Source organism: Rhodococcus sp. GQ147 (assembly GCF_059759155.1).
In genome coordinates, this window is record NZ_JCAXDU010000002.1 from 195,002 (window position 1) to 206,763 (window position 11,762).

The window sequence follows — 11,762 nt, forward strand, 5'->3', positions numbered from 1 at the left end:
GGACTCGATCACGAAATCATGGCCTTTCCGGCGAGGAGGTCGGACAGGTCGGTGACGAGATCGGCCGGCGGATGCCAGTCGAACACGCCGCTGCCGGGTGGACTGTCCGGTCCGGCCATGCCGCGGACGAACAGGTACTGCACACCACCGAGGTGGACGTGCGGGTCGTAGTCGCGCATCCGCCACCGCAGATAACGGTGCAGGGCAACGGAATAGAGCAGAGCCTGCATCGGATAGTGCGCGCGGAGCATCTCCGCCGCCATCGACTCGCGGGTGTAGTGGGCGGTGGTCAGTTCGTCGACGGGCGCGAGCCGGTTGGTCTTGTAGTCGACGACGACGAATCGCGGACCGTCGGTGCGCAGCACGGCGTCGATACTGCCGTTGAGGTAACCCCGCAGCGGCACGGACTCGAGGGTGCGCACCAGATCGGCGTAGGTCGCCATCGGATCGTCGGCGGGCAGGTGCCGGCGCAGCAACCCACCGACCGCGTCGAGGGTGACGGTGACGGGCACCGGGCTGTCGCCTCCGGTGAGCGGCAACTCGAAGTCGAGTTCGGAGAGCCGGTCGGACGGCGTGAAGTCGGCGAGGGTCCGGCCGAGTGGCCCGAGTGGGGTGCGCATCACCGGGAGCAACGCCGCCGCGAGCTGGACGGGGTCGATCGGCGACATCTGGCGTCGCACCGTCTCGTGGCAGCAGTCGAGTAGTTCGGCCTCGAGGTCGGCGGCGGAGGTGTCGACGACCTCGAGGACGGCGTGCACCAGCGTGCCGAAGATCGTGCCGCCGGGCAGTCCGTTCATCGGTGACGGAATGCCTTCGCGCGCCGCTTCCGGTGCGCTCAGCGGAGGCTCGGCAGGCTCGTCGGTCGTCACCGGTTCCTCCACCTCACCGCTCACCACGGGCGCATCGTGCACCGAGGCGGTGAGCGCCGAATAGGAGGTCCTGCGCCAGTTCTCGTCGACGACCCGATCGAAGCGCGCGGCGGCGAGTGGGCCGGTCTCCACGCGGGGGCGGGTCCAGCGCAACACCGGAATCGGGTGCGGCCCGACCGCTTCGGCGGCGATGACCCCGTCGGCGCGCGCGGCCCACCGGTCGAATTCCTCGGCCATGGCCTCGTCGTGGCCGATCCGGCCTTCCGCGGAGACCTCTGCCGAACCGGGATCGCGGGCGAACAGCAACCGGTGCAGCGGAGACCGCGAGGTGGGGGTGGACGGCGCCCACCAGAGGGTGAGCGCACACTGCGCGCGCGTCACCGCCACGTACAGCAGGCGCAGTTCCTCTCCCGCCTCCTCGAGTTCGTGCTGACGCCGCCGCGCGACATAACCGGGACCGCTCTTGCCGCCCACATCGAGGATGCGTCGGCCGTTCTCGTGCAGCAGCAGCTTGTCGGGCTCGGGGTTCTTCGCGGCATCCCACCCGTACGGGACGTGGACGACGGGGAATTCGAGTCCCTTGCTGCCGTGCACGGTGAGGATCTGGACCGCCGCGGCGTCGCTGTCGAGGCGCCGGATCCGGTCGGCTCCACCTCGGTCGGGGTCGTTGATGCGATCCTCGAGCCAGCGGGTGAGTGCGGCCAGCCCCAGCGACTGTGCCGAGGCGACGTCCTCGAGCAGCTGTGCGACGTGCCGGATGTCTGTGAGGGTGCGTTCCCCGGACGGCTGATCGAGGAGGCGGGCCTCGACCGAACCGAAGGACGCGAGGCGTTCGAAGACGGCGGCGAAGCCGGTGCGGGCGTAGACGTCGTTCAGTTCGCGGAGCAGTCCGCCGACCTCCACGACCAGCGCTTCGCCCTCCGAATCGATGTCGGTCATCGTGCGGCCGAGCAGCGGGGTGAGCGCGGCGAGCCGGACGCGATCGGCGCGATGGGGCTGCTCGAGCGCATAGAGAACCCACAGCCAGTGCTGTGCGGACGGTGTGGCGAACACACTCGTGCCCCCGGCGACCACGCACGGCACGTTCGCCTTCGTCAGCGCGTCGTGGACGAGCGTCACCTGTTTGTGTTTGCGCACGAGGACCGCGATGTGCCCGGGTTGCACACGCTCGGGACCGGAACCGAGGTCGACGGTGACGTTCTCGTCGTCGAGCAGGCGCACGATGTCGGCCGCCACGTCGCGAGCGACCCGCCCACGTAAGCCGTCGAGGTTCTGCGGGAAACCCCAGTCGTTGAGCGGACCGGCACCGGCGCGGGGCAGGTGACGCACCCGCAGGGACGCGATACCCGAGAGCCGGGAATCGGCGGCTGCCGCCTTCACCGGGTTCACCACGATGCGGGGATCACCGAGAGCCGCACCGAGATGGACGTGTTCGAGCGCCCGGACGAGATCGCCGTCGCTGCGCCAATTGGTGGTCAGCTCGCAGTAGGTGTCGGATTCGGAGACGGCGTCGAGATAGCTGAGCACCTCCGCGCCGCGGAAGGCGTAGATCGCCTGTTTCGGGTCGCCGACGAGCACGAGCGTGCTGTGCCCGTGGAACGCCCGGCGCAGGATCTCCCACTGCTTGGGGTCGGTGTCCTGGAACTCGTCGACGAGGACGACGGAGAAGCGCGCACGCATCCGCCGGCAGGCGGCGTCGCCGTGCTCCGGATCGCCGAGCACCGCGTGCAGTAGGGACAACTGGTCGTCGAAGTCGCGCAGTCCGAGCCGGCGCTTGCGCCGTTCGACCTCCTCGCGGACCGCACGCGCGAATTCCACACGCTCGCCTGCCGCGGTGCCGTCGGCGTCGTTCGGTGCGAGTTCGGCCTGCGGGTCGAAGATCGCCTCCTTCGCGGCGACGGCCGCCTCGGCGTAGGTGATGGGGGCCTGTCCCCTGCCGTAGCGCCGCAGGTAGAGATCGTCGACGACCTCCACCCGCAGGTCGTCGACGTCCTCGACGACCGTGACGTCGGGTTCGCGTTCACCGGCGATCCCGAGTTCGTCGAGCATGCGGCGGCAGAAGCCGTGCGTGGTGGAAATGGTGCCGGAGTCGAAGTCGGACAACGCCTGTCGTAGGCGGGCCCGCCGCGCGTCGACGTCCTCGCTCGCGAGATGACGGACGAGCATGTCGGTGCTCGCCCGCGCACTCTCGGGATCGGCGAGGGCGGTGGCGACCTGCGCGAACCGGTTCCGGGTACGTTCGCGCAGTTCCTGCGTCGCAGCCCGGCTGAAGGTGACGAGCAGCAGATCCGACAGGTGGGCGCGCCCTTCGGCGACGAACCGGGTGGCGAGCCCGACGATCGCGTACGTCTTCCCCGTTCCCGCGCTGGCCTCGAGAACGGTGGTGCCGCTCGGGAGCCGGCCGAGCAGATCGAAGCCTGCCGGCGGCGGACCGCCCGCGGCGCGCGGATCGGTGATGGCGGTATCGGGCACGCTGCGTCCTTCTCTCACGGGCGTCCCTGGTTCTCGGAGGCGAGCAGGGGTTCCCACAACCGTCGGGCGAGCACACCGAAACGGGTGGGGTCGTCGAACCAGCCGGCCTCGACACCCTCCGGTGCGTCGGCGGTGAGCTGCCCGAACGTGACGTCGGGCCCGTACAGATACTGCACGTGACGGTCCTTGCCGTCGCCGAACGCGCCACCGAACGCCTTCCCGGCGGCCGACAGTGCCATCTCCACGGAATCACCGCGGTGGCGGCGATCGGCGTACTCGGCCGACGCGCCCGTCACGAGCGGCAGCGGCCGGCACAGTCCACGATCGCGCAGATCGACGAGTGCGGCGAGCAGCGCGACGGGATCGGCGGGAGCCAGAAGGGTCGAGCGCCAGGCCGGATACGAGCGCGAACGGCTGCGCCCGGTGGTCACCGCACGCCACTGTCCGGGATGACCCGAGGCGACGACGGCGAGCAACCGGATCCATGCTTCCAGCCGGTGTTTCGGGGACAGCTTGGAATAGGTGCTGCGGGCCAGTACCTCGCCGTGTACACCTCCGACGGTGCCGGTGAGCCGACGACCGTCGCCGAGATCGACGCGGATGTCGACGGTGCGGGCCTGCCCGGTGTGCACACCGGCGCAGGCGTGCACGAGGCGGTCGACGTTGTCGCTCACCGCGTCGAGGGTCCTGCGGCCGAGCGCGAACGGCGGGAGCGTGCCGCGACGCCATTCCGCGTCCTGGAAGGCACCCGCGGACATGCCCGCCAATCGCGCTTCGAGCATGCGGTCGCCCAGTTGCCACTGGGCGAGACCGTCGAGTTCGACGTCGAGTGCGTCGGCGATGCCCTCGTCGGTGTCGGGGATCCGCAGACCGAGTCGCTGCCGGAGGAATCCCTGCGTCGGATGTGTCAGGAAGGAAACGAGTTCGTCGAGATCGACATCGGTGCGTGCCGGGGCCGGAAGGTCGTCGACGAGGAGCGCACCCGACCGGTCGCGCTCCACCGAACCTCCTTGTCCGGCACGGGCTCCCGCGAGTGCGGTGACACCGAACCCGAACGGGTCGTCGGCCCGGAAATTGCGCGGATCGAAGGGCTGCAGGGGATGTCGCCGCACGATGCGCTCGTCGTCGACGTCGACTCCCGTCATCGTCGACACCACGTCGCGCACCTCGGTGAGCGGAATCGCCGGTGGGCGCAGTGCTCCGGTGACGGCGTCGGCGCCGGTGTGGAACAACAGCACACGCTCCTCCGCGGCCATCAGCGCGTCGAGCAGCAGCTGCCGGTCCTCGCTGCGCGGATCACGCTCTCCCACACAGGGATTCTGGGTCAGGACATCGTCGCCGTCGATGTGGGCCGTGCGAGGGAAGACGTCGTCGTCGAGACCGAGGAGAACCACCACGCGATGGGGCACCGAGCGCATCGGCACCATCGTGCACACGGTCAGTTCGCCGGTACGGAAGTTCGAGCGCGACGGACGCCCGGCGAGCCGGGAGCCGAGCATGGACCGGACATCGCTCAGGGACAACTGCGTGTCGCCGGCATGCTCGACGGCCTCGCCGATCTCGCGACGCGCGCGGGTGAGCTGCCATGCGTCGGCGGCGGGAACGTCGGCGAGCAGGTCGATGCCGTAACCGAGTTCGTCCGACCACCGCGCCGCCGGGTGCGGGCCGCGCAACCGGAGCAGCACCACCGTCAACCGGTCGATGAACTCGGCGAACCGCCCGGCGAGGTCGATGTCGTTGCTGTCGACGTCGTCGAGGGGCAACGACAGGGACAGCCACTCTCCGTCCGCGCCGTCTGCGGCGACACCGAGCAGGATACGGTCGAGTGCCGCGCCGAAAGTGTTCTGCATGAAGTCGCCGAGGCCGAAGCTCTTGCGCTGCCACGGCCCGAGACCCCAGCGGGCACCGGTCTCGGTGGTCCACTCCTGCAGGCGCTCGAGTTGATCGTCGTCGAATCCGAACTTCCGGCGCACCGGAGCCGACGCGGCGAGGTCGAGAACCTCGCTGGCGGTGACCCGGCCGTCGGCGAGCGCGAGCAGTTCGGACACCACCGCAAGGATCGAATCGGTGCGGCGCAGGCCGCGATCGGCGAGACGGACCCGCAGCGTGTGGCCGGGATGCTCGCCGACCCCGGCACCGAAGGCGGCATGGACGAGCGGCGCGTACGTCTCGACGTCGGGGCACATGACGACGACGTCGCGCGGTTCGAGCGTGGGGTCATCGCGGAACAGGTGCAGCAGGCACTCTCGGAGCACCTCGACCTGCCGGGTCGGGCCGTGGCAGGCATGGATCATCACGGTCCCGTCGGGCGCGGCCGATCCGTGTGCGGGGGCGCGGTCGTCGCGGAGATCGGCCTGCAACCGGCCGAGGAGCGTCGCCGGCGGCCGGGGTGAGGGATGCGGAAGGTCGGTGCACTCGAGGCCGGAGAGCCGGCTCTGAAGTTCGCGCACGTCGCGGCCGAGCGCGGCCAGCAGCGGGTGCTGCACCCCGAGAGCGCTGTGGTCGTCGGCGCGACGCATCGACTCCGGACGCCGGGTCAGTCCGTCCCACATCACCGGGCTCGGATGCGGAAGCCAGATGTGCACGTCGCGGTGGTGCCCGAGCGCGGTCAGCACCTCGACGAGGACGGTGTCGAGGCGGGTGGGACCGAAGATCGAGAGTCGTTCGGGCAGGTCGACGACGTCGGGGTCGTCTCGCAGCCGGCCGCACAGTTCGTCGAGTCGCTGCGACGGGCTGTCGACGCCGATGCGGGCGCGCAGCCGTCGCCACAGCTCGGCTTGCCAACGCAGATGGTCGTCGAGAGGCGCACCCGTGCCGTCGGTATCGTTCCCCGCCGCCCACTGGGAGATCATCCCGGGGCGCTGGAGTCCGTAACTGCGAAGAAGGCCGGTGAGATGCGCTGCGGTGGCGTACCGGCGTCCGGCCCGGTGGTCGTCGGCGCCGTGACCGAGATGCCGCGCGAGGGTGGCGCACCACGGTTCGCCGACGCACTCGTCGATCACCCTGAGCAGCGACCACAACATGCGGGAGGGATGCCACGGATCGTCGTCGGCGGTGATGCCGGAGGCCGCGGCGAGCGCTTCGTCGACGAGGCGGGACGGGGACGGGAAGTCGATGTTGGCGGCCACCCCGTCGCCGGCGGAGGAACCGAGCATTCCCGACAACCGCTGGGTGAGCCATCTTTCGACACCGCGCGCGGGCACCGCGACGACCTCCCGCGCGAACGGATCGTCGAGGGGCTCGGCGAGCACCTCGGCCAGCGCATCCGCCAGGATGCCGGTGCGCTCGGCACGGTGCAGTATCAGCACGCGTCGCTCCCCCTCGTCGTCGCTCGTTCCCGTCCGGTACGGCTTATCACACCGCCCGGACAGGCGACTGCGTCGCAGGTCGCGAGTGCTCCGTGCCGGAGGTTGCGGGCGCTCCGTGCGACGGACGAGCTACAGGACGGGACGAACCCCGCCGGGAGAGACTCCGAAGACCGCCATCGATCGCGTACCCGCGATCGAGACGACGTCCCCGGCACGAAGTGGAGTACGGGGACTGCGGACCTGGCGATGATTGACGCGGACGAGACCTTCCATGAGCAGCGCCGCCGCTTCACCGCCCGAGCCGGCCAGTCCGCTCTCCTGGAGGAAACCGAACAGGGAGTCGCGCACGAGTGCCTCCATGACACCTACGGTCCCCTCCGGAGGCGACGATGCCTCCTCACACGGGGTCCGTGCGGGTGCACATCCGATGAACACACGGCGAACACCGGCGGCCGAGATTCAGGTCTCGGTCGAGATATCGAACAACGACAACTGGTTCCTCGTCATCTCGGCAGTGATATCCGCGCGGTAGCGCTCCCCCAGATTCTGTGCGACATGGGCAGGGCAACCGAGTTCGCTGCCGATCTGCTCCCAGGTGTATCCGGCCTCGCGGCGTTCCCACGCGTAGCCGCCGTCCTCGTCCCACGGCATCGACATGATCCGATGGTGGCCTGGGTCACACCCCCTCTTCAACGACCTGACCCGGTGTGTCGCCGACGAATCCGGCGAGAACGACGATGCCGCCGTACCTCGGAAGAGGAACGACGGCATCGGACCAGATGATCCGTGGATCGGAAGCCGATCGATCGGGCGCCCCTGCGAATCAGTTCTCCGTGAGCCACTTGTCGAGGTCGATCCGATCGTTCTGGACGATGTTCTCGACGAGCTGGACGATGAGGCCCTCGATCTGCCCACCGACGACGGGAACCTTGACGGTGGCCTCGCCACGCACCTCGATCTCGGTACCGCCGTCCGCGTTGCCACGAAGCTCCGAATGGGCCGCGATCGTGATCGGCAGCCCCGACGTGCTGCCGGCGAGGGTTCCCTGCGCCGTACCGTCCTCGAGTCCGCCCCATTCGTCGGTGCGCTCGATGATCAGAGGTCCTCGCACCACGCCCCGGACGACCGCGGGCAGCGCGGAGGTGTCGATCTGGTCGGAGACCTTCGCGCGGAAGGTCCCGGGACCGGAGCCGACCTCGAGCTGCGCCACGCCGGTCTGGCTCGCAGCCAGTCGGCTGTTCCAGAAGTCCTCGCTGGTCAAAGCGCCGTGGACGCGTTCGACGCTGTGGTCGAGCGTGGACGTGAAAACGAATTCCTTGGACATGACCGGAGACGATATCCTCCCGCTCGGATCTGGACGAAACGGGCCTACCGGTGTCGTTCTGCCACGTCAGAGAACAGCGACGAGGGTCGCCGCCGCTCCTCCGACGACACCCACCAGAGCGAGCCCGGCCGCCAGGGATCCTGCGACCACCGCGGCGGCTGCGAATCCGCAGACGGCGAGGACGACGAACATCAGCATGCCCGCGATCGGGTGCTCGAGCAGGGCCGGCATCTCCTCCGTCACCGGAGGTTCCACCTCCCTCGACGCCACGGCGGCCGACGGCGGGGCCTCGACGGACCGCGCGTCGATCGTCTGCGCCGGAATGTCGGCCGACTGCGACGGAGCAACCGTCGCCGGAGCGGTGATCACGTCCGTGGGCATGACGGGTGCTGCCGTGGTCATCGTGTCGTCCCCGCTTTCCTTTGTGCTGCTTGCGGCCGTCTCACGGTCGCCGATCACCTGAGGAGTCAGGCGGACCGCGTCTCGTCCCGGCCTCGATCTCTCACGTCAAGGTGTGCTCCGAAGTTTCCCCGCGAGTAACCGGCTCAAACCGAGACCCGTGCGACTCGCGTGCGCCGAGTGGTCACTGCAGCAACGAACCCGACCAGAGGGTGTGTTATGGATCACATAGACGTTAGCAGTTACGGGGGTCGGGTAGCCGACAGTTGTCACGTCATTTCTCGATGGATGTGAATTCGTCGGTAGATCACCGACTCTTCCAGTGCGAAGGAGGCGAACGCACAATGACCGAGAACCGAACTCCCGCGTTGCTCACCCAGTTGCGCACTCTCCACGAACTGACCCATGCAGAGACCCAGGTCGCCGAAACGCGTGTCGCGCAGGCCCGAACCGAAGCGGTACGCAAGGAGCTGACCGAGAACGCCGAGAACTGCCGCATCCGTGCGGTGGCGATCGAAGAGGCGATCCGCGATCTGGGCGGACTTCCCGATATGGTCGGGCCGTTCATCGGCCGCGCCGCCATCATGGTGAAGACCCTCACCGAGCAGGCGCAGCCGTTCGACGAAGCACTGCTGTCGGACCTCGCCCTCGAACATCAGCTCCTCGACCGTGCCCGCTACGTGAAGGCACTGGCCATCGCGGGCGGACACAAGTCGATCGTGTCGCTGGCGGACCGTCTGATCACGGCTCACACGGCGACGGTCGAGTGGCTCACCACCGTCATCGCGGAGGAGGCGCTCGGTGGTCCTGCCGCTCTGCGTCGCACTCCTCTGCAGGCCGCGGCCGGCGCAGCGGTGCGCCTGGTCAACACGCCGGTCACCTGGTCGGCGCGCAGCATCGATCGAGCGATCGATGTCGCCCGCTCGACGCGTCCCCGCATCGAGTCGCTGCTCTCGCGCGGCGCGCATGCCGGTGACGTCGCAGCCAAGACCATCGGTGCCTCGCGCGATGCGGCTCTCGAGACGGCCGAGCGCGTGAGCCGTCGTGAAGGCGCCGACGGTACCGCCGACGCTCTACACAAGGCACGCAGCGCCTCGGGTGTCCTCACCGAGGAGGAGTTGCCGATCCGGAACTACGACGATCTCACCGTCCCGAAGGCCGTGGCGGCGGTCAAGGAACTGACCGAGCCCGCGGACATCCGGGCGATCGTCGCCTACGAGGAAGCGCACAAGGCACGACACGGTGTTATCTCCGCGGCTCAGACCCGTCTGGCCGCCATCGCGCAGGAGGTGGTCGGCATCTGATCCGCCGCACCCCAGTCACGTCACACGATCGCCGGGTCCCTCGTGGGCCCGGCAATCGTCGTCACCGCCGGTGTCGGTCCCGCTCACAGCGGGTACCCGGCCTCTGCGTTCATCAGAGAGGACACACCATGACCCGCATCCTGTTCGTCGTCAGCTCCGCCGATCATTGGACGTTGCAGGACGGCACCCGCCATCCCACGGGCTTCTGGGCGGAGGAACTCGTCGAGCCGTACACCGTCTTCGACGAAGCCGGCTACGACATCACCGTTGCCACTCCGGGCGGCCGCACGCCCGTCGTGGACCAGGCCAGCCTCGAACCCGACGCCGCAGGCGGTGAGGACCGCGTGGCCGAGTTGAAGTCGTCGCTCGAGAAGCTGCAGCCGGTACTCACCGGTGCGGCGGTGCTCGAGGACCAGCGGGCCGAGGACTTCGACCTGCTGTTCGTGCCCGGTGGCCACGCCCCGATGGAGGATCTGGCCGTCGACGAGCGGTTCGGTGAACTCGTCCGGCACTTCGTCGAGGCCGACAAAGTGGTCGCGATGGTGTGCCACGCCCCGGCTGCCCTGCTTCCCGCCCACGAGTCCGGCGGTCGCTGGTTGTTCGAGGGTTACAGCCTGACGGCGTTCACGAACGTCGAGGAGGTCCAGGCGGGACTGGCCGACAAGGCACCCTGGTTGCTGCAGGACCGCCTGCAGGAGGCCGGGGCCGTCTTCTCGTCCACGGACGCCTGGCAGCCGCACGTGGTGGTCGACCGCGTCCTGTACACGGGCCAGAACCCGGCCTCCTCGCGGCCGCTCGCCGAACGCATCGTCGCCGAGATCCCCGCGCGCGCTACGTCGTGACCTTGCGGACGAAATCGATCGTCCGCTCGAGCGCGGCACGCGCATCCGGTGTCGACAGATCGAACTGGTACTCGTGTGCCAGTTCCGGTGTGTGGTCGTCCGGATAGAACAACGCATCCACCTGCACACCCAGTCCGGTGAGCCGCTGCGCGAGCCTCTCGGACTGGGTGGCGGTGAGCGGATCGGCGTTGCCACCGGAGATATAGGTGGCCGGGAAGTTCTCGGTGACCGAGTTCAATACCGACATCTGGCCCGCCGCATCCGAAGTGGCGAACTCCCGGGCGCCGGTGTAGGCCCACATCGCCTGCTCCACGCCCCATCCGGTCAGCCCGCCGCTCCCACCGATCGCGGACACGTCGTAGATGCCGCAGTTGAGCACGACACCGCGAACGTTCTCCCGAGTGAACGCCGGGTCGACACCGAGGGTCGCGGCGTAGTCGGGGTCGGTGATCGCCGCGGCGATCTGCGCGGACAGTTGCGCCCCGGCCGAGTCACCGGCGAGCACGATCCGCTCGGTGTCGATGTGCAGTTCGTCGGCGTGCTCGAGCAAGTAGCGCTGTGCATCGACGAGTTGCCGCACCGGGGTCGGATAGCGGTGGCCCGGTGCGAGCGAGTAGCCGACCGACACCACGGTGAATCCGGCGGCCGCGAGACGCCTGTAGTAGCCCGCGTAGTTGGTGCGGTTACCCGACAACCACGCGCCACCGTGCGTCCACACGATCGTCGGCAGCGCCTCGGTGGTCCCCGGCGGTGTGTACACGTCGAGATAGGCGTCCGGGTCGTCCTCCCGATAGTGGAGGTCGGCGACGAAGTCCGTCTCCGGAGCGTCCACCGCGAGCTTCGCGGTCTGCTCCCGCGCGTCGCGTTCGAACACCTTCCGCACCACCAGTGATCCCGGCACGGGGGTGAGGGCGAACGCCGCCGCCACGACGATGAGCACCACGACGAAGACGATCAGGATCCATCGACCGACGCGCCGACGCGGCGCTCTGTCCGTACTGCCCTCCGACACCTGTCACTCCTACCCGGGTCACGACGCGCCCGGGCGGATCCGGACCGAACGATCATGTCAAACAGTGCGGCGGGATGCGGGTTCTCGGGCGGGGCGTCCGCGCCGCGAGACGACCGTCAGGGTTGTTCGCTCAGCGCCTGCAATCGGGTCTCCTCGAGGTCGAGGCGGCGCTGGGCCGCACCGAGCGTCTGCGAACTGTAGGTTCCGGGGGAAGTCCTGGGCCGGCATGCTC

General features: G+C 69.1%; 9 protein-coding genes. 2 read left to right on the forward strand and 7 right to left on the reverse strand.

Going from position 1 to position 11,762, the window contains the following annotated elements; genetic code table 11:
* Positions 1-8: 8 nt before the first annotated feature.
* The 6 genes from AC6CID_RS03375 to AC6CID_RS03400 form a co-directional block, all read right to left on the reverse strand.
* The gene (locus AC6CID_RS03375; protein ID WP_064255787.1) at positions 9-3,341 is read right to left on the reverse strand and encodes a UvrD-helicase domain-containing protein; all 3,333 of its coding nucleotides are present in this window, start codon (positions 3,339-3,341) and stop codon (positions 9-11) included.
* A gap of 14 nt (positions 3,342-3,355) precedes the next feature.
* Positions 3,356-6,649, reverse strand: a complete 3,294-nt coding sequence (gene recC / locus AC6CID_RS03380; protein WP_220666046.1) for an exodeoxyribonuclease V subunit gamma — start codon at positions 6,647-6,649, stop codon at positions 3,356-3,358.
* Positions 6,650-6,778: 129 nt separating this feature from the next.
* On the reverse strand, positions 6,779-7,009 hold the full coding sequence (locus AC6CID_RS03385) for an RNA-binding S4 domain-containing protein (RefSeq protein ID WP_019287993.1): 231 nt from the start codon (positions 7,007-7,009) through the stop codon (positions 6,779-6,781).
* A gap of 99 nt (positions 7,010-7,108) precedes the next feature.
* Complete coding sequence (locus tag AC6CID_RS03390; RefSeq protein ID WP_019287992.1) at positions 7,109-7,306, reverse strand: hypothetical protein; 198 nt, start codon at positions 7,304-7,306, stop codon at positions 7,109-7,111.
* A 166-nt stretch (positions 7,307-7,472) separates the two neighbouring features.
* On the reverse strand, positions 7,473-7,973 hold the full coding sequence (locus tag AC6CID_RS03395; RefSeq protein WP_064060509.1) for a DUF2505 domain-containing protein: 501 nt from the start codon (positions 7,971-7,973) through the stop codon (positions 7,473-7,475).
* Between the two features lie 66 nt (positions 7,974-8,039).
* Positions 8,040-8,375, reverse strand: coding sequence for a hypothetical protein (locus tag AC6CID_RS03400; RefSeq protein WP_006550652.1), 336 nt, complete (start codon positions 8,373-8,375; stop codon positions 8,040-8,042).
* A gap of 341 nt (positions 8,376-8,716) precedes the next feature.
* Between AC6CID_RS03400 and AC6CID_RS03405 the strand changes: the two genes are divergently transcribed.
* On the forward strand, positions 8,717-9,676 hold the full coding sequence (locus tag AC6CID_RS03405) for a ferritin-like domain-containing protein (RefSeq protein WP_175427919.1): 960 nt from the start codon (positions 8,717-8,719) through the stop codon (positions 9,674-9,676).
* A gap of 128 nt (positions 9,677-9,804) precedes the next feature.
* The gene (locus AC6CID_RS03410) at positions 9,805-10,518 is read left to right on the forward strand and encodes a type 1 glutamine amidotransferase domain-containing protein (protein ID WP_006550654.1); all 714 of its coding nucleotides are present in this window, start codon (positions 9,805-9,807) and stop codon (positions 10,516-10,518) included.
* On the opposite strand, the gene AC6CID_RS03415 is transcribed toward AC6CID_RS03410, so the two are convergent.
* Entirely contained in the window at positions 10,508-11,530 is a 1,023-nt protein-coding gene (locus AC6CID_RS03415; RefSeq protein WP_498353567.1) for an alpha/beta hydrolase, read from the reverse strand. The genes AC6CID_RS03410 and AC6CID_RS03415 overlap by 11 nt on opposite strands.
* Positions 11,531-11,762 lie beyond the last annotated feature (232 nt).

Coding starts and splice junctions, on each gene's coding strand:
- AC6CID_RS03385 (WP_019287993.1), bottom strand. CDS start 7,009: ATGGAGGCACTCGTGCGCGACTCCCTGTTCGGTTTCCTCCAGGAGAGC.
- AC6CID_RS03390 (WP_019287992.1), bottom strand. CDS start 7,306: ATGTCGATGCCGTGGGACGAGGACGGCGGCTACGCGTGGGAACGCCGC.
- AC6CID_RS03395 (WP_064060509.1), bottom strand. CDS start 7,973: ATGTCCAAGGAATTCGTTTTCACGTCCACGCTCGACCACAGCGTCGAA.
- AC6CID_RS03400 (WP_006550652.1), bottom strand. CDS start 8,375: ATGACCACGGCAGCACCCGTCATGCCCACGGACGTGATCACCGCTCCG.
- AC6CID_RS03405 (WP_175427919.1), top strand. CDS start 8,717: ATGACCGAGAACCGAACTCCCGCGTTGCTCACCCAGTTGCGCACTCTC.
- AC6CID_RS03410 (WP_006550654.1), top strand. CDS start 9,805: ATGACCCGCATCCTGTTCGTCGTCAGCTCCGCCGATCATTGGACGTTG.